This window comes from Mesorhizobium sp. L2C066B000, from assembly GCF_000502335.1.
Classification (GTDB): domain Bacteria; phylum Pseudomonadota; class Alphaproteobacteria; order Rhizobiales; family Rhizobiaceae; genus Mesorhizobium.
The window spans coordinates 1831903-1851782 of sequence record NZ_AYWZ01000001.1 but is presented as its reverse complement, the minus strand read 5'-3'; the positions used below and the strand labels follow the sequence as shown (position 1 = coordinate 1851782).

General features: G+C 63.0%; 19 protein-coding genes. 11 read left to right on the top strand and 8 right to left on the bottom strand.

Annotated features, from left to right (window positions below; translation table 11 throughout):
- Positions 1-12 precede the first annotated feature (12 nt).
- Positions 13-2928 carry a ribonuclease E/G gene (locus X733_RS157400; RefSeq protein WP_023818188.1) on the top strand — a complete coding sequence of 972 codons (2916 nt, stop codon included), beginning with the start codon at positions 13-15 and terminating at the stop codon, positions 2926-2928.
- Between the two features lie 93 nt (positions 2929-3021).
- On the opposite strand, the gene X733_RS157405 is transcribed toward X733_RS157400, so the two are convergent.
- The gene (locus tag X733_RS157405) at positions 3022-3951 is read right to left on the bottom strand and encodes a glutaminase (protein WP_023667481.1); all 930 of its coding nucleotides are present in this window, start codon (positions 3949-3951) and stop codon (positions 3022-3024) included.
- 11 nt (positions 3952-3962) lie between these two features.
- Positions 3963-5111 carry an aminotransferase class I/II-fold pyridoxal phosphate-dependent enzyme gene (locus X733_RS157410; protein WP_023818187.1) on the bottom strand — a complete coding sequence of 383 codons (1149 nt, stop codon included), beginning with the start codon at positions 5109-5111 and terminating at the stop codon, positions 3963-3965.
- A gap of 144 nt (positions 5112-5255) precedes the next feature.
- On the opposite strand from X733_RS157410, the gene X733_RS157415 reads away from it, so the two are divergent.
- The 6 genes from X733_RS157415 (at position 5256) to aat (ending at position 10605) form a co-directional block, all read left to right on the top strand.
- Positions 5256-6668, top strand: coding sequence for a M48 family metalloprotease (locus tag X733_RS157415; protein WP_023818186.1), 1413 nt, complete (start codon positions 5256-5258; stop codon positions 6666-6668).
- Positions 6669-6726: 58 nt separating this feature from the next.
- Positions 6727-7530, top strand: coding sequence for a DsbA family protein (locus X733_RS157420; RefSeq protein WP_023667484.1), 804 nt, complete (start codon positions 6727-6729; stop codon positions 7528-7530).
- Between the two features lie 150 nt (positions 7531-7680).
- On the top strand, positions 7681-8115 hold the full coding sequence (gene aroQ / locus X733_RS157425; protein ID WP_023751491.1) for a type II 3-dehydroquinate dehydratase: 435 nt from the start codon (positions 7681-7683) through the stop codon (positions 8113-8115).
- A 26-nt stretch (positions 8116-8141) separates the two neighbouring features.
- Positions 8142-8606 carry an acetyl-CoA carboxylase biotin carboxyl carrier protein gene (accB, locus tag X733_RS157430; protein WP_023681496.1) on the top strand — a complete coding sequence of 155 codons (465 nt, stop codon included), beginning with the start codon at positions 8142-8144 and terminating at the stop codon, positions 8604-8606.
- 10 nt (positions 8607-8616) lie between these two features.
- The gene (accC, locus tag X733_RS157435; RefSeq protein ID WP_023681497.1) at positions 8617-9960 is read left to right on the top strand and encodes an acetyl-CoA carboxylase biotin carboxylase subunit; all 1344 of its coding nucleotides are present in this window, start codon (positions 8617-8619) and stop codon (positions 9958-9960) included.
- A gap of 27 nt (positions 9961-9987) precedes the next feature.
- Positions 9988-10605 carry a leucyl/phenylalanyl-tRNA--protein transferase gene (aat, locus tag X733_RS157440; RefSeq protein ID WP_023681498.1) on the top strand — a complete coding sequence of 206 codons (618 nt, stop codon included), beginning with the start codon at positions 9988-9990 and terminating at the stop codon, positions 10603-10605.
- Positions 10606-10647: 42 nt separating this feature from the next.
- Here aat and X733_RS157445 read toward each other — a convergent pair whose 3' ends face one another.
- From X733_RS157445 to X733_RS157455, 3 genes are all read right to left on the bottom strand, one after another.
- Complete coding sequence (locus X733_RS157445; RefSeq protein ID WP_023667489.1) at positions 10648-11031, bottom strand: hypothetical protein; 384 nt, start codon at positions 11029-11031, stop codon at positions 10648-10650.
- 75 nt (positions 11032-11106) lie between these two features.
- Complete coding sequence (locus tag X733_RS157450) at positions 11107-11658, bottom strand: DUF2155 domain-containing protein (RefSeq protein WP_023681499.1); 552 nt, start codon at positions 11656-11658, stop codon at positions 11107-11109.
- Positions 11659-11773: 115 nt separating this feature from the next.
- The gene (locus X733_RS157455) at positions 11774-12172 is read right to left on the bottom strand and encodes an NADH:ubiquinone oxidoreductase subunit NDUFA12 (RefSeq protein WP_023667491.1); all 399 of its coding nucleotides are present in this window, start codon (positions 12170-12172) and stop codon (positions 11774-11776) included.
- 322 nt (positions 12173-12494) lie between these two features.
- Between X733_RS157455 and panB the strand changes: the two genes are divergently transcribed.
- The 4 genes from panB (at position 12495) to X733_RS157475 (ending at position 17162) form a co-directional block, all read left to right on the top strand.
- On the top strand, positions 12495-13325 hold the full coding sequence (gene panB, locus X733_RS157460) for a 3-methyl-2-oxobutanoate hydroxymethyltransferase (RefSeq protein ID WP_023715792.1): 831 nt from the start codon (positions 12495-12497) through the stop codon (positions 13323-13325).
- 11 nt (positions 13326-13336) lie between these two features.
- The gene (gene panC / locus X733_RS157465) at positions 13337-14194 is read left to right on the top strand and encodes a pantoate--beta-alanine ligase (protein ID WP_023715793.1); all 858 of its coding nucleotides are present in this window, start codon (positions 13337-13339) and stop codon (positions 14192-14194) included.
- A gap of 224 nt (positions 14195-14418) precedes the next feature.
- On the top strand, positions 14419-15579 hold the full coding sequence (locus X733_RS157470) for a helix-turn-helix transcriptional regulator (RefSeq protein WP_023715794.1): 1161 nt from the start codon (positions 14419-14421) through the stop codon (positions 15577-15579).
- A 182-nt stretch (positions 15580-15761) separates the two neighbouring features.
- The gene (locus X733_RS157475) at positions 15762-17162 is read left to right on the top strand and encodes a glycosyltransferase family 39 protein (protein WP_023818185.1); all 1401 of its coding nucleotides are present in this window, start codon (positions 15762-15764) and stop codon (positions 17160-17162) included.
- Between the two features lie 16 nt (positions 17163-17178).
- Here the strand turns inward: X733_RS157475 and X733_RS157480 are convergent, their stop codons facing one another.
- The 3 genes from X733_RS157480 to X733_RS157490 all read right to left on the bottom strand — a co-directional run bounded on the left by X733_RS157480 (position 17179) and on the right by X733_RS157490 (position 19805).
- Positions 17179-17667, bottom strand: coding sequence for a GNAT family N-acetyltransferase (locus X733_RS157480; RefSeq protein WP_023729808.1), 489 nt, complete (start codon positions 17665-17667; stop codon positions 17179-17181).
- A 4-nt stretch (positions 17668-17671) separates the two neighbouring features.
- Positions 17672-19171: an Asp-tRNA(Asn)/Glu-tRNA(Gln) amidotransferase subunit GatB gene (gatB, locus tag X733_RS157485; RefSeq protein ID WP_023729809.1), complete on the bottom strand. Its 1500-nt coding sequence runs from the start codon at positions 19169-19171 to the stop codon at positions 17672-17674.
- Positions 19172-19373: 202 nt separating this feature from the next.
- A complete protein-coding gene (locus X733_RS157490) occupies positions 19374-19805 on the bottom strand; it encodes a CBS domain-containing protein (protein ID WP_023818184.1) in 432 nt (143 codons plus the stop codon).
- Positions 19806-19880: the final 75 nt, after the last annotated feature.

Below are 19880 nucleotides of genomic sequence, written 5' to 3'. Positions count from 1 at the left end.
GGAAACGAAATAATGCCCAACAAAATGCTGATAGACGCCTCCCACCCGGAGGAAACACGCGTTGTCGTTATCCGCGGTAACCGTATTGAAGAATTCGACTTTGAATCTCAGGACAAGAAGCAGCTCAAAGGAAACATCTATCTCGCCCGCGTAACGCGTGTCGAACCTTCCCTCCAGGCAGCCTTTGTCGAATATGGCGGCAACCGTCACGGTTTCCTCGCCTTCAGTGAAATTCACCCCGACTATTACCAGATCCCGGTCGCCGATCGTCAGGCTTTGCTGCGCGCCGAAGCGCAGGAAGCGGAGGAAGAGGAGAACGAGGACAATGACGGCGACGACCGCCAGAGTCGCGATCGCGGGCGGCGCGGGCGCCGGCGCGGCGGCAAGGGTCGTGAGCGCGGCGAACACAAGCGCGACGCCGGCGCCGATGATGAGAACGGCGAACATGGCGATGCCGGCAGCGATGCCGTCTCCGAAGCGCCTGCTTCCGAGCATGCCGCGGCCAATACCGCCGGGCATGACGATCATGCCGGGCATGGCGACAGCGAAGCCTCCGACGCCGAGACATCCGGGACCGAACCGTCGGAAGGCGGCCCGACATCGATCGCGGCAAGCGTCGAAGCGGATGTGATCTCCGAAGCTGTCCCTGCGGCGGAGCCGGGTGACGAAAGGTCGTCCAGCGAGGCAAGTGGCGAAGCCACCTCCGAGGACAATGATCGCGGCATGCTGGAAGAGGTGCAGTCCTCGCATCCGGACGACCACGAGATCGAATCCGTAGGCGCCGAGGATGCGCTGGAAGAGGTGCGCAGCCGCCGCAAGCCGGTGCGCCGCCAGTACAAGATTCAGGAAGTCATCAAGCGCCGGCAGATCCTGCTGGTGCAGGTGGTCAAGGAAGAGCGCGGCAACAAGGGCGCTGCACTCACCACCTATCTGTCGCTTGCCGGCCGCTATTCCGTGCTGATGCCCAACACCGCACGCGGCGGCGGCATTTCGCGCAAGATCACCAGTGCGGTCGACCGCAAGCGCCTCAAGGAGGTCGTTGCCGATCTCGAAGTGCCGCAGGGCATGGGCGTCATCCTGCGCACCGCCGGCGAAAGCCGCACCAAGGCGGAAATCAAGCGCGACTACGAATATCTGATGCGGCTTTGGGAAAACGTCCGCAATCTGACGCTGCAATCCACCGCCCCTGCCCTCGTCTATGAGGAAGGCAGCCTGATCAAGCGCTCGGTGCGCGACCTCTACAACAAGGATATTGACGAGATTCTTGTCTCCGGCGAGGAAGGCTACCGCGAGGCCAAGGATTTCATGCGCATGCTGATGCCGAGCCACGCCAAGGTGGTTCAGCCGTTCCGCGACACGACGCCGATCTTCGTGCGCAACGGGATCGAGGCGCAGCTCGACCGCATGCTGCAGCCGCAGGTGACGCTGAAGAGCGGCGGCTACATCATCATCAACCAAACCGAGGCGCTGGTCGCCATCGACGTCAATTCGGGCCGCTCCACCAAGGAGCACTCGATCGAGGACACCGCTCTCCACACCAACCTTGAAGCGGCGGAAGAGGTCGCCAGGCAATTGAGGCTGCGCGATCTCGCCGGCCTGATCGTCATCGACTTCATCGACATGGAGGAGAACCGCAACAACCGCTCCGTCGAGAAGCGGCTGAAGGATCACCTCAAGAACGACCGAGCCCGCATCCAGGTCGGCCGCATCTCACATTTCGGTCTGATGGAGATGTCGCGCCAGCGCATCCGCGCCAGCGTGCTGGAATCGACCATGAAGCCGTGCCCGCATTGCGGCGGCACCGGCCATGTGCGCTCCGATTCGTCGGTGGCGCTGATGGTGGTACGGGCGATCGAGGAATTCCTGCTCAAGGATTCGCGCAGCCACATCACGGTGCGCACCCCGGCGGCGACCGCTCTCTATGTGCTCAACCACAAGCGCGGCACGCTGGTGGAACTCGAAAGCCGCTTTGGCCTGACCATCACCGTCGAGGCCGATGACACGGTCGGTGTCCAGCACTACGCGATTTTCCGCGGCGCCATTGCCGAAAAGCCGGAAGGCTTTGTCGAAGCGCGAACCTTCCCGGCCTATGTCGAGCCGGAAGAGCCCGAGGACGAGATCGTCATCGAGGAGGAAGACGACGAGGTTGTGGTACAGGCCGAGCAGCCGCGCCAGGCGCAGCCGCAGTCGCAGCAGCAGCCGAGATCGGCTGAGGACGGCGAAGGCCGCGACCGCAAGCGTCGCAAGCGCCGCAGGCGGCGCGGCGGCAAGGATCGCGAACGCGAACATGGCGATCGCGAGCATGGCGCCGAAGGTGCTTCGGTTTCGGCGGCAAGCGACGACTTTGCCGCTGAACCAGGCGCTGACGATGCAACACAGCAAGACGAAGCCCAGGTTGGCGCCGTCGAAACGGTGGAAGCATCAGATGACGCCCAGGGCAAGAAGCGCCGTCGCGGCAAGCGCGGCGGCAAGCGCAATCGTCGCGAAGACGGCACGGAGACCGAAGCCGGCGAAACCGCCTCGGTGGCCGAGGCCGCTGAAGTCGGAACGGCCGCAAGCGAGCCCGTGGCAGCCGTAGCGGTTGAAGAAGCAGCGGCTCCCGCCGCGGCGAACGACGACGCTCCAGCCGAAAAGCCGAAGAAGAAGCGCGCTTCAAGGGCAAAGAAGGCTGTGGTGGAAGTCGCCGATGAGACGGCGGCCGAGGCTGCACCGGAAGCTGCCGTCGAAGCTGCCGCCCCCGCTGCGGCCGATGCCGCCACGGAAACGACCGTCGACGACGAGCCCGCCAAGGCTCGCCCGTCACGGCGCAAAGCCGTGGCCGCGGATACCTCCGCGGTGCCGGTGGTTTCCTCCAGCGTTGCCGACGAGGCAAAGGCCGAGGAAAAGCCGAAGCGCGCCGGCTGGTGGCAGCGGAAGGGCTTTTTCTAAGCTATTCAGCCGATTAAAATAGGTTCCTGACAAAAATCCCGCGCCGTTCAAACCACGGCGCGGGATTTTTGCATGCGCGAATGACGGAAGGCGTCAGGGGGCGAAAATCGACCAGTTCATCATCCTGGCCAGTTTTTCCAAGGCGATCGACCCCAGCTTGGAATTGCCGTTGGCATTCAAGCCCGGCGACCATACGGCGAGCGAAGCAACACCCGGCACGATCCCCAATATGCCACCGCCGACGCCGCTTTTGCCGGGAATGCCGACACGGAAGGCGAAATCGCCGGAACCGTCATAGTGGCCGCAGGTCAGCATCATGGCGCCGATGCGCCGCGCCCGCTCGGCAGACACCACGGAGTGCCCGGTTGCCGGGTTTCTGCCGCCATTGGCGAGGAAGCGGCCGGCCAGCGCCAATTGCCGGCAGCTCATGGCGATGGCGCAATGGTGGAAGTACACGCCCAGCGCCAGCTCCGGTGCATGGTTGAGATTGCCGAAGGATTTCATGTAGTTGGCAAGCGCGAAGTTGCGATAGCCGGTGGCGCGTTCGGAAGCCGCGACCTCGCGGTCGATGATGATGGTTTCGTCATCGGCAAGGAACTGGATGAAGCGCAGGATTTCGCCGATCGCCTCGCGCGGCTGGTGGCCGGCAAGCAGTATGTCGGACACGACGATGGCGCCGGCATTGATGAACGGATTGCGCGGAATGCCGTTCTCATGCTCGAGTTGCACGATCGAGTTGAACGGATTGCCCGACGGCTCGCGTCCGACACGCTGCCACAGCGCGTCGCCGACATTGCCGAGCGCCAACGTAAGCGTAAACACCTTGGAGATGGACTGGATCGAAAACGCCTGGTCGGCGTCGCCGGCGACCAGCACGCGGCCGTCATTGGTCACGGCGGCAATGCCGAATTTCTTCGGATCGACCTTGCCGAGCTGCGGAATGTAGGTGGCGACGTCACCGCGATCGGTGCGCTCGGCCATCTCGGCGGCGACATCGGCCAGCGCTTGTTCAAGATCCGGCATGCTCGTCCCCGCTATTTCAGCCAGCGCTCGATGCGCGCTATCGCCTCGACCATGTCGTCATGGCTGCCGGCATAGGAAAAGCGCATCGTGCGGTGTCCTGCCAGCGGATCGAAATCGCGACCGGGCGTCGCCGCCACATGCGCTTCGGCCAGCATTTTGCGCGCAAAGGCCATGCTGTCATTGGTATGCCGGGTGACATCGCAGAAAGCGTAGAAGGCGCCGTCCATCGGCGCCGCCAAGGGAAATCCGAGTTCCGGCAGGCGCCGCATCAACAGCTCGCGGTTCCAGGCATAGCGCGCCTTCACCGCTTCCAGCTCTTGGGTCGCCTTGAAGGCCTCGATCGCGGCGATCTGCGACAGTTCCGGCGGCGAGATGTAGAGGCTCTGGGCGATGCGCTCGATCGGCCTCACCAGAGCTTCCGGCAGCACCATCCAGCCGATGCGCCATCCGGTCATGCAATAATATTTCGAGAAGGAATTGATCACCGTCACGCCTGAGCCATGGGCCAGCGCCGTGGTGTCGGGCGCGGCATAGGCCAGCCGGTGATAAATTTCGTCCGATATCACCGCGATGCCGAGTTCTTCGGCTGTCCTCACCAGTGCCGACAACTCGTCGACGGGAATGACCGCACCTGTCGGATTGGCCGGGCTGGCGAACAACACACCCTTCAGCGGTTTTTCCCGGTGCGCCGATTTCAAATGTTCGGCATGAAGATAGGCGTCGCTGCCGAGCTCGATCTCGACGATCTGGATGCCGAGCGCGGCCATGATGTTGCGGTAGGCGGGATAGCCGGGTGCTGCGATGGCGACGCGGTCGCCGGGATCGAACATCGCCAGGAATGCCAGATTGAAGGCGGCCGACGATCCCGTGGTCACGGCGATCCGGTTCGGCGCGACATCGATCCCGTAATGGTCGCCATAATGCGTGGCGATCGCCTTGCGCAGATCCGCCAGACCGAGCGTGTCGGTGTAGCCGATGCGTCCGATCCTCAGCGCATTTGCGGCTGCTTCCCTCACGCCCACGGGCGCCGGATCGGATGGCTGGCCGACGGCCATGGAGACGACAGGCACGCCCGTCGCCTTCAGCCGGTTGGCTTCGGCCAGAATGTCCATGGCGTGAAACGGCTCGACTTCACCGCGGCGCGACAGCGAAACTACCATTTGACCTCCGTCCGGCCCGCCGCTCGAAGCCATGAACCGGCGGCAGCGCCGCACAAATGCCCGATTGATGTGAGGATCACAAGTTCGCCTAGTTTCGGTGCCGTGACTTTTCATCGTTCGCCCGCTCGTTTACCAGTGGACCTCATGCTGAGCCGACCCAAATCGACGATGTCCAAATCTTCCATCGGGAAGACAGTGCGCGGCCTCGCGACGCTTTTGCTTGCCGCCGCCGTCGCTGTCACCGGCTCGGTGACGGCCTTCGCCCAGGCGGTGCCGGTCGTGCGCGATGCCGAGATCGAGGCGCTGGTGCGCGACTATGCGCGGCCGATCTTCAAGGCGGCCGGTCTTGCCAATGACGGTGTCGATATCGTTCTGGTCAACGATCAGAGCTTCAACGCCTTCGTTACCGGGCGCCGGCTGTTCATCAACACCGGCGCGCTGATGCAGGCCGAAACGCCCAACGAGATCATCGGCGTCATCGCCCACGAGGCCGGCCACATCGCCGGCGGCCATCAGCAGAAATTGCGCGACCAGCTCGAGCGCGCCAAGACCATGGCCATCATCGCCACGCTGCTTGGCGCCGGCGCCATCGTTGCCGGCGCCACCACCAACAGCCGCGGCCTTGCCGGCGCCGGCATGGGCGTGGCTGCGGGCGGCGGCGAGATGGCGCAGCGCAGCATTCTTGCCTACCAGCGCACCGAAGAGTCGACCGCCGACCGCTCTGCCATCACCTATCTCAATGCCACCGGCCAGTCCGGCATGGGCATGCTGAAGACCTTCGCCCGCTTCCAGAGCGCGCTGTCGCTTTCCGGCACGCAGGTCGATCCCTACCGCATCAGCCACCCGATGCCGCAGGAGCGCATCGCCAATCTCGAAGTGCTGGTCAAGCAGAGCCCTAACGTCGACAAGGTCGATCCGCCGGCACTGCAGCAGCGGCACGACATGATGCGCATCAAGATCGCCGCCTATATGGGCGGCCAGGCCGCCGCCACGCGACTGATCCGCAAGGCCCCGGGCAGCCTCGCCTCGCGCTATGGCGAAGCGCAGATGGCCTATCTCTACGGCAATCTGGGTGCAGCACTGACCAAGGCCAATGCATTGATCAAGGAACAGCCGAAGAACCCCTACTTCCAGGAAATGCGCGGCGACATACTGATGAAGGCCAACAAGCCCAAGGACGCCGCGGACGCCTATGCCAAGGCGGTCAGCCTCGATCCGGTGAGGTCGGGCCTGTTGCCCGTTTCCCTCGGCCAGGCGCTGATGGCCATCGGCACGCCCGACTCGCTGAAGAAGGCGGTGGTGCAGATCAACAACGGTCTCGGGCGCGACAAGGAAAACACGGTCGGATACCGCTATCTCGCCCAGGCCTATGGCGAGCTTGGCAACATTCCGGCGGCGGAACTCGCCACCGCCGAGGGCCACTTTTATTCCGGCGATTACACGAATGCGAAAATTTTCGCCATGCGCGCGCAAAAAGACTTGAAGCGCGGCGAGCCCGGCTGGATTCGGGCGCAGGACATCATAAACTACAACCCTTCAGGCAAACTCAAGAAATGAACCTTCCGGTCGCCCGCGGCGACTAGGATAGACCGGAACCGGTAAAGAGGATGAGACGATGAACAAGGCAATATTGCTCGGCACGACGGGAGTGGCGGCTGCTCTTGCCATGCTCGCTTTCGGGTTCGTCGCCGGCAGTCCGCAGGTGGCCAAGGCCGGCACGGCGCAGACCGTGCAGACCGCCTCTGCCGACACCAAGATCGATCGCACCGAGGTCGAGGGCATTATCCGCGACTATCTCCTGAAGAACCCCGAAGTGCTGCTCGAAGTGCAGGAGGCGCTCGAGGCCAAGCAGAAGGAAGAGCAGCGCATAGCCAGCCTCGGCGTCATCGAGAAGGCCAAGTCCGAGATTTTCAACTCGACCTTCGACGGCGTCGTCGGCAATCCGAAGGGCAAGGTCACCATCGTCGAATTCTACGACTACAATTGCGGCTTCTGCAAACGCGCCATCGACGACATGCAGGCTCTGACAAAGGCCGATCCGGAGCTGCGCTTCGTGCTCAAGGAATTCCCGATCCTCGGGCCGGATTCGCAAAAGGCCAGCGTCGTCTCGATGGCTTTCCACCTGATGCATCCGGAGAAATACGGCGAGTTCCACAACGCCCTGCTCGGCGGCCAGGGCCGCGCCACCGAGGCGGCGGCCATCAAGGTTGCGCTGTCGCTAGGCGCCGATGAGGCGAAATTGCGCGAGAAGATGAAGGACCCGACCATCACCGAGGCCTTCTCAAAGACCTTCGACCTCGCCAACAAGCTGGCCATCACCGGAACGCCGTCCTACGTGGTCGGCAATGAAGTGGTGTTCGGGGCGCTCGGCCAGGAAGTGCTGGCCGAAAAGATCGAGGCGGCGAAAGCCGCACTCTGATCTTGCACGCGAGCCTATTTTTCACGGGCACATTTCCGCCTGTTGTGGACAGTGAAAGATCGCACTTGTGCTCTTTCCGAGGGCGGCTATGCCCATTATAGAAGGCCCTGCGCGCCGGCTTGAGGCCGGCGTCGGAAAAGGTCGGCATTTTTGAAAACGATTTTCGTCCTGAACGGCCCCAACCTGAACGCGCTCGGCAAGCGCGAGCCGGGCATCTATGGCGGCAAGACGCTTGCCTCGATCGCCGACGACTGCAAGCAGGCGGGCGCCGCGCTTGGCCTCGAGATTGATTTTCGCCAGTCGAACCATGAGGGCGACCTCGTCGACTGGATCCAGGAAGCCGGCGACAAGGCAGCCGGCATCGTCATCAATCCGGGTGCCTACAGCCACACCTCGATTGCCATTCACGACGCCATCCGCGCTGTCGCGCCGCTGCCCGTCGCCGAAGTTCACCTCTCCAACATCCACGCGCGGGAACCATTCCGCCACGTCTCCATGGTCGCGCCGGTCGCTGTCGGCATGATCTGCGGGTTCGGACCGCTTGGCTACTCGCTGGCGCTGCAGGCGCTGGCGGCACGCCTATGACCGGCCCACAAACAGAAGGCTCGAAAATGTCGATAAAGAAGACCGGTGTTGACCAGCAACTGATCCGCGATCTGGCGGGCATACTGAACGACACCAATCTCACCGAGATCGAAGTCGAGCTCGGCGACCTGAAGGTGCGCGTATCGCGCCAGGCGCCGGCCGTCCACGCCATCGCCGCCCCGCAGGCCGGTTATGCTCCGGCAGCGCAGCAGCCCGCGGCGGGCGCGGCTGCCGCACCAGCAGTGGCCGACCCGTCCAAGAACGCGGTCCCCTCGCCGATGGTCGGCACCGCCTATCTCGCGCCCTCGCCCGACGCCAAGGCCTTCATCGAAGTCGGCCAGAAGGTCAAGGAAGGCCAGACGCTGCTGATCATCGAAGCGATGAAGACGATGAACCAGATCCCTTCGCCGCGCGCCGGCACGGTGACGGCGATCCTGTTCGAGGACGGCCAGCCGGTCGAGTACGGCATGCCGCTCGTCGTGATCGAGTAGAGCGGGCCGGATGTTCCAGAAGATCCTCATCGCCAACCGCGGCGAAATCGCGCTTCGGGTGCTGCGCGCCTGCAAGGAACTCGGCATCCAGACCGTGGTCGTGCATTCGACCGCCGACGCTGACGCCATGCATGTCAGGCTCGCCGACGAAAGCGTGTGCATCGGTCCGCCGCCGTCGCGCGACAGCTATCTCAACATCCACCAGATCGTCGCAGCCTGCGAGATCACAGGCGCCGATGCCGTGCATCCGGGCTATGGCTTCCTGTCGGAAAACGCCAAGTTCGCCGACATTCTCGCCGCCCACAACATCACCTTCATCGGCCCGTCGGGCGACCATATCCGCATCATGGGCGACAAGATTGAGGCCAAGCGCACCGCAAAGCGGCTCGGCATTCCGGTTGTGCCGGGCTCCGACGGCGCCGTCACCGATCAAAAGGAAGCCAGGCGCATTGCCGCCGAGATCGGCTATCCCGTGATCATCAAGGCATCGGCAGGCGGTGGCGGGCGCGGTATGAAGGTCGCCCTTACCGAAGCCGATCTCGAGATCGCCTTGCAGACAGCGAGCACGGAAGCCGGCGCGGCCTTCGGCGACGATGCCGTCTACATCGAGAAATACTTGGAAAAGCCGCGCCACATCGAGGTGCAGGTATTCGGCGACGGCGCCGGCCGCGGCGTGCATTTCGGCGAGCGCGACTGTTCGCTGCAACGCCGCCACCAGAAAGTCTGGGAAGAGGCGCCCTCGCCGGCCCTCAACGCCGAGGAGCGCGCCCGCATCGGCAATATCTGTGCCAAGGCCATCGCCGACCTCGGCTACTCCGGCGCAGGCACCATCGAATTCCTGTACGAGAATGGCGAGTTCTACTTCATCGAGATGAACACGCGGTTGCAGGTCGAGCATCCGGTGACGGAAGCGATTACCGGCATCGATCTCGTGCACGAACAGATCCGCGTCGCCTCCGGCGGCGGGCTTTCAGTGCGCCAGGAGGACATAAAGTTCAACGGCCACGCCATCGAATGCCGCATCAATGCCGAGGATCCGCGTACCTTCACGCCTTCGCCCGGCACGATCACGCATTTCCACACGCCTGGCGGTCTCGGCATTCGCGTCGATTCCGGTGTCTATTCCGGCTACAAGATCCCGCCCTATTATGACAGCCTGATCGGCAAGCTGATCGTGCACGGCCGCAACCGCGTCGAATGCATGATGCGGCTGCGCCGGGCGCTCGACGAATTCGTCGTTGACGGCATCAAGACGACGCTGCCGCTGTTTCGCGACCTGGTCGGCAATGCCGATATCGCCAATGGCGACTACGACATCCACTGGCTGGAAAAGTATCTGGCCAAAGAGGAATAGCGCCCGACTTGCCGCTATGATGCCGCGATGACCCGTCCTTACGCTCCCGGCTATCGCATTCCGACCGACCTGTTGCTCAAGGCCTATGCCTCGGGCGTCTTCCCGATGGCCGAGAGCGCTTCCGACCCGGAAGTGTTCTGGGTGCGGCCGGAGACGCGCGGCATCATACCGCTCGATGGCTTCCACACGCCGAAGAGCTTGCGGAAGACAATTCGCAAGCACCCGTTCGACATCCGCTTCGATTTCGATTTCGAGGCGACGATCGACGGCTGCGCCGAAAAGCGCGAGGAGCGCCGCTCGACCTGGATCAACGCGCCGATCCGCGAAGCCTATATCGAACTGCACCGTCTGGGGCACTGCCATTCGGTCGAGGCATGGCGCGAGGAACGGCTGGTCGGCGGCCTCTATGGCGTCTCGCTCGGTCGCGTGTTCTTCGGCGAAAGCATGTTCGCCCGGGAAACCGACGCGTCCAAGACCTGCCTGTATCATCTGGTCGAGCGGCTGAAGGCGCGCGGCTTTGCCCTGCTCGACACGCAATTCACCACTGAGCATCTCAAACGCTTCGGCGCGGTCGACGTGCCGCGCGTCAAATACGAGAAGATGTTGGCCGACGCGCTGAAGGGCGAAGCCGTTTTTTATCCCTGATCGGAGACCGAGCGGCCGAGCCGGCTCGACCGGTGAAAGGGGTCAGCCCTTCGCGGTTTCCATCGGCGTCTGCGAATGGAACATCATCTTCCAGCCGTTGACACGGTGGACATAGCCAGTGCTGACCAGCGCGGCGTAGGGCTCGCCGTTTTCTCGTGTCGCATGAGCCTCATAGGTCAGCATGATAATGTCGCTGCCGGGCTCGATGATACCCTTGAGGTCGATCTGAAGGTCGCGCCAGCGGTTGGGCTTGGTCGCGGTCTTGGCCAGATCGGCATTGTCCATTGCCTGTGCCATCTCAGGAAATGCCACCAGGCATTCTGTGTCGACATTGGCGGCGTAGTAAGCTTCGTCGCCCGTCCAGAACCCCTTTTCGAGTTCGAGCAGGTCGTCTTTGCTGGCCGTGATCCGTTTGCTGTCCGACATCAGAATATCCTCCAAGCACGCAAATGCGCGGTCGTCCATGGCCCAACGCATGGTGGCCATGACGGTTCCGGAGGATCAGTTGGTGTTGGTCGCGTCAGGCTCCGTGGGGTCCGGCTGTTCGGCGGCCGGAGCAGCGGCGGGCTTTGGCTTGGACGTGTCGACCTTGGGCGTCTCGGCATTGGCCGCGTCGGGCGGCGGCACATCCGACTTCTGCTTGCAGCCCTTTAGCCAGACGTCATAGACGGCGTGCTCGACGGCGTTTAGGCCGGGGCTCTCGGCGAACATCCAGCCGGTGAAGATGCGGCGGATCTTGCGGTCGAGCGTGATTTCGTCGACTTCGACGAAGGAATCGGTCTTCGGCTCTTCATTCTCCGGCCGCGAATAGCAGATGCGCGGCGTCACCTGCAAAGCGCCGAACTGCACGGTTTCGTCGATGTAGACATCGAAGGTGATGATACGGCCGGTGATCTTGTCGATGCCGGCAAATTCGGCGACCGGATTGGTGATGCGATCGGAGATTGCGGGTGCTGCCGCAGGCGCCTGCGCCGCGGCAAACGCTGTCGGGAACATGGCGACAGCGCCAATTGCCGCCAGTCCGGCCATCGATGTCAGGCTGAAAATGTTCATGCGGAGATACCGGTGGTTTGGGCCCGGGTGATTCTGTCACGCCCAAGGCTATTCGCCGTTGTCATATCAGCAAGCAGCTAAACGCCAATTGTGGCGACAAAGGACCGGCCGGCGGTCAAGAACCAGGCGTCCACGCATCGTAGTCGCCCGTCACCTGCGGACGGTGCTGATTGGTGAGCACGGAACCCTTTGGGCGATAAGCCGCCGGTGTTCCCGTGAGGTTCGGCTCATGCGCCTTTTCCCATTCGCGCGGCCGATAGTCGTCGCTTGGCGGCGCCACATCGACGCGGTGATGCATCCAGCCGTGCCAGCCCGGGGGGATCGCCGACGCCTCCGAATAATTGGCGTAGATGACCCAGCGGCGGGTGCGGCCTTCCGAATCGACGCCGCCTTCGTAGTAGACGTTGCCGGCCCCATCCTGGCCGACCTTGTTGCCGTGGCGCCAGGTGTGAAAACGGGTTCCCAGCGTCTGGCGGTTCCACCAGGTGAAAAACTGCAGAAGGAAAGTTTTCATTCAGATCCTCGCGGGCGCGCGGCGGTGGCTGTCCCTGCTTATGGCGTCAGGCCTTGGCGAAGGCAAGGGTTTTGCGGCGCCTGCGGCACTGACGGCATGCCGAAACGCTCGGTGATTGGCCGATCCATTTCGCACCTGCGAACCGACGCTTGCCAAGCCGGCTGCGTCTTCCTAAAGCTCTCATCGCCCGGCGCTGCCGCATGACCCCGAAAATCGAAATCGATTTTCGGAAAGGATCATGCGCAAACCCAAGTGCTACAGCGTCCTTTGCGCGTCCACGGGGCGCGGCGCTGTAGTCAACGCCGGCTGCGGGAGGTGAGGAATGGCCTTAGCTGTCGCCAGGATCAGTGCGGAGACAATACGCGCCCGCAAGGGCGGCGTGCCGATCGTATGCCTTACCGCTTACACCTATCCCGTCGCCCGCCTGCTCGACGATCATGTCGACCTTCTCCTGGTCGGCGACAGCGTTGCCATGGTGCTGCATGGCCACAAGACCACGCTCGGCGCCTCGCTGGAGATGATGATCGCCCATGGCCAGGCCGTGATGCGCGGTTCATCAAAGGCCTGCGTGGTGGTCGATATGCCGGCCGGCAGCTACGAGACTTCGGCCGCGCAAGCCCTTGCCTCGGCGCGCCGCATCTCTGAGGAAACCGGCTGCCAGGCGGTGAAGCTGGAAGGCGGCGTCGACGTCGCCCTCCAGATCGCGGCAATCGTCGCGGCCGGCATTCCAGTGATGGGCCATATCGGCTTGCAGCCGCAATCGGTGGAAAAGGACGGTGGCTACAAGATCAAGGGCCGCACGCCGGAGAATGTGGCCGCGCTCATGCGCGACGCCGACGCGGTCGCAAAGGCCGGCGCGTTTTCGCTGGTTATCGAGGGCACGGTCGAGACTGTTGCCGCCGACCTCACCCGGCGCATTGCCATTCCAACCATCGGCATCGGCGCCAGCCGCGATTGCGACGGCCAGATCCTGGTCATCGACGACATGGTCGGCCTGACGGTCGACCGGGTGCCGAAATTCGTCAAGGAATACGCCGATTTGCGCAGCGTGGTCGCCGATGCCGCAGCGCGCTACGCAGCGGAGGTGCGCAGCCGCACCTTCCCTGGGCCGGGCCACGTCTTTTCAGCCGCGAGCGACAAGGACAAGGCATGAACCGGCCCCCCATCCGCCAGCCGCTCGTCGTCGACACCGTGCCCGGCCTTCGCGCGCAGATCCGCGAATGGCGGCGCGAAGGCCTGAGCGTCGCCATGGTGCCGACCATGGGCGCTTTGCATGACGGCCATATCTCGCTGGTCGGGGCCGCGCTCGCAACGGCCGATCGCTGCGTCGTCTCGATCTTCGTCAACCCGGCCCAGTTCGCCCCCACTGAAGATCTCGACAAGTATCCGCGTCAGCTGGCCCGCGATCTCGACCGGCTGACCGAGGCCGGCGCACAGCTTGCCTTCACGCCTACGGTTTCCGAGATGTATCCGGCAGGCTTTGCGACGAAGATTTCGGTCGGCGGCCCGTCTTCTGGCCTGGAATCGGATTTCAGGCCGACCTTCTTCGAGGGCGTCGCCACGGTCGTGGCCAAGCTCTTTCTGCAAGCCCTGCCCGACTACGCCATCTTCGGCGAAAAAGACTACCAGCAGCTTTGCGTCGTCCGAAAGCTCTGCCGCGATCTTGACCTTCCGGTGGAAATCGTCGGCGCGCCAACCGTGCGCGATGCGCACGGCCTGGCAATGTCGTCGCGCAACGCCTATCTCGACGCCGCCGAACTCGACGTCGCGCGACAGCTCAATGTCATCTTGCGCCAGACGGCGGCAGCGCTCGCGGCCGGTGCCGATGAAAACGGCGTTACCGGTAAAGCCACTGCCGCGCTTCTCGAGGCAGGCTTCGACAGCGTCGACTATGTCGCCGCGCGCGAGGGCCTGACGCTCACCTCGTGGCGGCGTGACGGCGATGGCCGCCTGCTTGCCGCGGCGTGGCTTGGCAGAACCAGGTTGATCGACAATGTGGAAGTTTCCTCATTTATTCCCTGAGAAATTCCAATTCCGTTCACTTTGATTTGTATCGCAGACCGGCCCGAGCGCTCTTAGACAACGGCTCATCAGGCATGTTCTGGCCAGCCCGTAAGCGCTCACAATACACCGAACGCCGCTGTGAGACGTTTCACAGACGTAACCAGCCCGGCTATGTTGTGTGCGACCCCAGGCGGAGACAGTGTGTGACCTGCCACTACGCTGCAATACTTACGAGGCTCTACGTGTCTATCCAGGCCAACATATTCGGTCGCGCCCTGCCGCAGATCGTCGAAGCGATCTATGATTCGATTGTCGATGTCGGCCGTTGGCCATCGACGCTTGAATCAATCTGCAAATTGGCGTTCGGCCGGCTTGCCATGCTGGCGGTCGTCGATACGGCGAGCAACTCGGCCCGGTTTTCGACTTCCTGCGGCGATCCGGTCCTGCTTGAACCGCTGCAGCGCGATTACGCCTGCGAGGTGCCCTTTTTCAAGGCGGTGCCGAAGATGGAAGTCGACATACCGTTGACCGTCGACAGCGTCTACGCCCTGCAAGGCCCTGACGCCCGCCAGAACTGGCTCGAAAGCCGCATCGTGCGCGAGTGGGTGGAACCCAACCGTCTCGACGATTTCTTCTGGGTGGCGCTGATGAAGCAGCCGGCGCGCACCGGCACGCTGATGGTGGTTACCGACAAGGACAGGCCCCAGATTTCAGCCAGGGATATCGACCTGATGTCCAGGCTCGCCCCCCATGTCCGGCGTGCGGTGACCATCGGCGACCTGTTCGAGGCCGAGCGGCGCAAGGCCGACGTCTTTCGCTCCATCCTCGAGAGCCTCGACCATCCGGTGCTGATCGTCGCCGACGATATGCAGATCATTTTCGCCAATCGGGCAGCCGAAGCCCTGCTCACCGAAACCGCCTCAGTGTCCTCGGTGCGCGGCCAGCTGTCCTTCGCTTATGCCAACGCCAACACCGCCATCGGCCGCGCCGTCCAGCTCGGCACGCGCGACGAATTCGCGCTCGGACCGTCCGGCATCAACATTCCGCTGGTGAAGGCCATGTCTCCGGCGGTGGCGCATGTCATGCCTCTGGCGCGACGCGACATTTCGGCCCGCATGTCGCCGCGCGCCGCCGCGGCCATCTTCATTGCCGCCGCCGGCGCCGCATCAGTGCCGGCGCTGGAAGCGATCGCTGCGCTGTTCGGACTGACCGCAGCGGAAAAGCGTGTCGCCGGCCATGTCGCCGCCGGGCTGACACGGCGTGAAATCGCGGCTGCCAGCGGCGTCTCGGACGGCACCGTCAAATCACAGCTGGCAACCATCTTCGACAAGACCGCCACCGGCGACCAGCGAGAGCTGGAACTCCTGATGCGCGAATTGACGCCGCCGCTGCGCTCGGCCTGAAGCCATACTCGGAGCCAATCGTCAAATTTTTCAACTATTTACCGGTACGCAGGCGTAATCCACAATACCAAGCCGGCATCGTTGCAATTCGGCCAAAATCATGGTGCGGTTCTGCTCCGGTCCGGAGACGGTGCATCATGCACGACCGGACGTGGAAACCATTTCCTGGGCGGTCCCCGAACTTGATACCGACACGAATTGAACGGCTGCTGCCTTACCTCTTCCTGCTGGCCCTGCTTTGCATCGCGCTCGCTTTTCGTCCGCTACTGCCGGTCGATGAGACGCGCTATCTCAGCGTCGCCTGGGAGATGTATCTCGGTGGACATGTCTTCGTACCGACGATGAACTTTGCGCCCTATCTGCAGAAGCCGCCGCTGTTGTTCTGGCTCATCGATCTCTCTTGGAACATCTTCGGTGTGAGCCGCGCGGCGGCGATGCTCGTCATCTTCGCCGCCTCGTCGCTGGTCATCTGGCTGACGACGCTTCTGGCCAAAACCCTGTTTCCCGAGCGCCAGGACATCGCCAGCCGCATCCCCTGGCTGGTGGCCGGCAGCACCGTCTTTGTCATCTATTCGACCCTGATCCTGTTCGACATGCTTTTGACGGCCTGCGTGGTCGCCGCACTGCTGTCGTTGCTGGCCTTCGCCAGGACCGGCAACCGGTGGCAGGCGGTGCTGGCGGGTCTGTTCATCGGGCTCGGCGTGCTGGCCAAAGGCCCGGTCGTGCTCATTCACATCGGCGCGCCCGTCCTGCTCTATCCCCTCTGGCGTGACCGGCGAGCCGGCCTTGCCCCTTTGCAGTTCTTTGCCGGAGCCGGCCTGGCAATTCTCGCCGCCCTTGTCCCGGTCGCCATATGGCTGGCGCCCGCGACCATCCTGACCAAGGGCAGTTTCGTCTACGATCTCGTCTGGAACCAGTCGGCAGGTCGGGTTACCGGAAGCCTGCACAATTCGCATGGCCGGCCGTTTTACTTTTACCTGATGCTGTTGCCGCTCATGTTCGTGCCCTGGGCCTTTATCCCCCCGGTGTGGCGGCTGAGGCCGGTTGCCCGGATACGCAGCCTGATCGACACCAAATCCCCGGATCTGCGTGCCCTGCGCCTGCTGTCGTTCTCGTTCATTGCGGTGCTGCTGGTCTTCAGCGCCATATCCGGCAAGCAGCCGCACTATGTCGTGCCGGCACTACCGTTCGCGACCATTCTGCTGGGCTACTTCATGGCCGAGATTTCAGTCGCCAGGCTGAGGGCGACGGCCTTTGTCATGCTTGCCCTTTTCGCCATCGGCCACGCCGCCGCCTCGGCGACCGTGTTCAAACGCTACGATCTCACGCCGCTGGCGAGCTTCATCGTCGAACGAAAGGACGCCGACTGGGCCGTCGCTTACGACTATCAGGGCGAGGTCGGTTTCCTTGGGCGAATAGAGAAGCCATTCGAGAACGCCGACAAGCCTGAGGAATGGCTCAAGTCTCATCCCGGCGGCTACGTCATCGAAAAGCAATCGAAAGATCCGGGCACATCCGAACAGATCGCCTTCCGGCAGCCGGTGGAACGCGGCTATCTGGTCGTCCTGAAGGGACAGCACTGAACGTTTCGTCGGACGCCTATCCCAGCGGTTTCTCGAAGATCAGCGCCGGCAACCCCGAACCGCCGCCGCAATCGGCTGTGCTGCCGACCGGCAAAAATCCCTTCGAACGGTAGAAGGCGATGGCCGGCACGTTGGCCTCTTCCACCTCGACCCGCAACCTGTTCGCCTCGGGAAAGCTGGCTTCGACCTCGTCCAGCAAGGCCTGGCCGATGCCTTGCCGCTGGCAGGCCGGCAGTACATAGAGCTGGTTCAGCAACACGATCTTCGCATCCGCCGTTGCGGCGGCAAAAGCCATGCCGCCGATACGCTTGCCGTCATCGGCGACCAGGAATTCCGAGTTCGGCCTTGTCAGCCGCGCCTTGAGCGAGGCGATCGAATGCCAGTCGTCGGTAATTTCGATCACCCGCTGGGCGCCATAGATCGCGTCGTAGGTTGCGTGCCAGGTTTCGACCAGCAGCGCGCGGACGGCGGCAAGGTCACGTTCGCTGGCGGTGCGGACGAACATTGTTCTATTCGATACCGAGCTTGGCCTTGACCAGATCGTTGACCGCCTGCGGGTTGGCCTTGCCGCCGGTGGCTTTCATCACCTGGCCGACGAACCAGCCGGCCATGGTCGGCTTGGCGCGAGCCTGCTCGACCTTGTCGGGGTTGGCAGCGATCACCTCGTCGACCGCTTTCTCAATGGCGCCGGTGTCGGTGACCTGCTTCATGCCGCGGCTTTCGACCAGCTGGCGCGGATCGCCGCCCTCGTTCCAGACGATCTCGAACAGATCCTTGGCGATCTTGCCGGAGATGGTGCCTTCCTTGATCAGGTCGATCACGGCACCGAGCTGCTCCGGTGTTACAGGAGCATTTTCAATGTCCTTGCCGGCCTTGTTAAGCTGGCCGAGCAGGTCATTGATGACCCAGTTGGCGGCAAGCTTGCCGTCGCGGCCCGAGGCCACCTGCTCGAAATAGTCGGCGATCGGCTTTTCCGACACCAGGATCGAGGCGTCGTAGGTCGACAGGCCAAGTGAAGAGATCAGCCGCGCCTTCTTGTCGTCGGGCAGCTCCGGCAACTCCTTGGCCAGCGCGTCGACATAGGCCTGATCGAATTCCAGCGGCAAAAGGTCGGGATCGGGGAAGTAGCGGTAGTCATGCGCCTCTTCCTTGCTGCGCATCGAGCGCGTCTCGCCTTTGACGGCGTCGAACAGCCTGGTTTCCTGATCGATCTTGCCGCCATCCTCGAGGATGGCGATCTGGCGGCGCGCCTCGAACTCGATGGCCTGGCCGATGAAGCGGATCGAGTTGACGTTCTTGATCTCACAGCGCGTACCGAATTCGCCGCCGGGCTTGCGAACGGAGACGTTGACGTCGGCGCGCATCGAGCCTTCGTCCATGTTGCCGTCGCAAGTGCCGAGATAGCGCACGATGGTGCGCAGCTTGGTGACATACGCCTTGGCCTCGTCGGCGGAGCGCATGTCCGGCTTGGAGACAATCTCCATCAGCGCCACGCCGGAGCGGTTGAGATCGACATAGGACATGGTCGGATGCTGGTCGTGCATCGACTTGCCGGCGTCCTGCTCCAGGTGCAGGCGCTCGATGCCGATCTCGATGTCCTCGAAGTCGCCCTGCCGGTCGGGACCGACCGAAATGACGATCGTGCCTTCGCCAACGATCGGCTGCTTGAACTGCGATATCTGGTAGCCCTGCGGCAGGTCGGGATAGAAATAGTTTTTCCGGTCGAACACCGACTTGTGGTTGATCTGCGCCTTCAATCCGAGGCCGGTGCGGATCGCCTGCTTGACGCATTCCTCATTGATGACCGGCAGCATGCCGGGCATGGCCGCGTCGACCAGGCTGACATTGGCGTTGGGCGCCGCGCCGAAAGTCGTCGACGCCCCGGAAAACAGCTTTGCTTCCGAGGTTACCTGCGCATGGACCTCGAGGCCGATGATGATCTCCCAATCGCCGGTAGCGCCGGGAATAAAACGTTTGGCATCGGGCGTGCGGGTATCGATAAGGGTCATGGTGGCCTGCGCTTTTGGCTCGCGAAAACTGCGATTTTCGCGAATTTGGGTATCGGTCTTCGCTAGTGCAAACCGCTTCGCGAGACAAGCGCCCAAAGCAGCGCAGAGCAGTGGGCTGGCCTTTTCAGCCCCTTTCGGCCGCTCGGCAACCGATAGAATGAACGCCGCCGGCCGGTATTCGGACGGCGGTTTCTTCGTCAGGTCAGGCCGTTGCGATATAGGCCCTGATTTCGTCGGCCTCGCGCTCGACATCCTCGATGCGGCGCTTGACCACGTCGCCGATCGACACGATCCCGTCGAGCAGCCCATCCCTTTCCACCGGCAGATGGCGGAAACGGCCTTTGGTCATGATCTCCATCACCTCGTTGACCGTGTGGTTCTCGTTGCAGATCTTCACTTTCGGCGTCATCGCCGAGCGTACCGTTATATCAAGTGCGGCAGCGCCTTCCCTGGCAACGACCCGCACGATGTCACGCTCGGAAAGGATGCCGACGATCTTGCGATCGCCGTTGGTGATGACCAGTGCACCGATCTTGTGGTCGGCCAGGATTCGAATGGCTTCGCTGAGCTTTACATTCGGCCCGAGCGTGAACACGTCATGGCCTTTTCTCTCGAGAATTGCCTTAACCGTCATGGCGTCCTCCTCCTCCTGCTTGGCTAGCCAGCTCCCGCCCTGACCGGCTTCACATAAGAGTGAACATCGTGCGCC

Bases quoted from the DNA above. Each gene is read 5' to 3' on its own strand.
- X733_RS157400 (WP_023818188.1), top strand. From the start codon at position 13: ATGCCCAACAAAATGCTGATAGACGCCTCCCACCCGGAGGAAACACGC.
- X733_RS157405 (WP_023667481.1), bottom strand. From the start codon at position 3,951: ATGCCGGATCTTGAACAAGCGCTGGCCGATGTCGCCGCCGAGATGGCC.
- X733_RS157410 (WP_023818187.1), bottom strand. From the start codon at position 5,111: ATGGTAGTTTCGCTGTCGCGCCGCGGTGAAGTCGAGCCGTTTCACGCC.
- X733_RS157415 (WP_023818186.1), top strand. From the start codon at position 5,256: ATGCTGAGCCGACCCAAATCGACGATGTCCAAATCTTCCATCGGGAAG.
- X733_RS157420 (WP_023667484.1), top strand. From the start codon at position 6,727: ATGAACAAGGCAATATTGCTCGGCACGACGGGAGTGGCGGCTGCTCTT.
- accB (WP_023681496.1), top strand. From the start codon at position 8,142: ATGTCGATAAAGAAGACCGGTGTTGACCAGCAACTGATCCGCGATCTG.
- accC (WP_023681497.1), top strand. From the start codon at position 8,617: ATGTTCCAGAAGATCCTCATCGCCAACCGCGGCGAAATCGCGCTTCGG.
- aat (WP_023681498.1), top strand. From the start codon at position 9,988: ATGACCCGTCCTTACGCTCCCGGCTATCGCATTCCGACCGACCTGTTG.
- X733_RS157445 (WP_023667489.1), bottom strand. From the start codon at position 11,031: ATGTCGGACAGCAAACGGATCACGGCCAGCAAAGACGACCTGCTCGAA.
- X733_RS157450 (WP_023681499.1), bottom strand. From the start codon at position 11,658: ATGAACATTTTCAGCCTGACATCGATGGCCGGACTGGCGGCAATTGGC.
- X733_RS157455 (WP_023667491.1), bottom strand. From the start codon at position 12,172: ATGAAAACTTTCCTTCTGCAGTTTTTCACCTGGTGGAACCGCCAGACG.
- panB (WP_023715792.1), top strand. From the start codon at position 12,495: ATGGCCTTAGCTGTCGCCAGGATCAGTGCGGAGACAATACGCGCCCGC.
- X733_RS157480 (WP_023729808.1), bottom strand. From the start codon at position 17,667: ATGTTCGTCCGCACCGCCAGCGAACGTGACCTTGCCGCCGTCCGCGCG.
- gatB (WP_023729809.1), bottom strand. From the start codon at position 19,171: ATGACCCTTATCGATACCCGCACGCCCGATGCCAAACGTTTTATTCCC.
- X733_RS157490 (WP_023818184.1), bottom strand. From the start codon at position 19,805: ATGACGGTTAAGGCAATTCTCGAGAGAAAAGGCCATGACGTGTTCACG.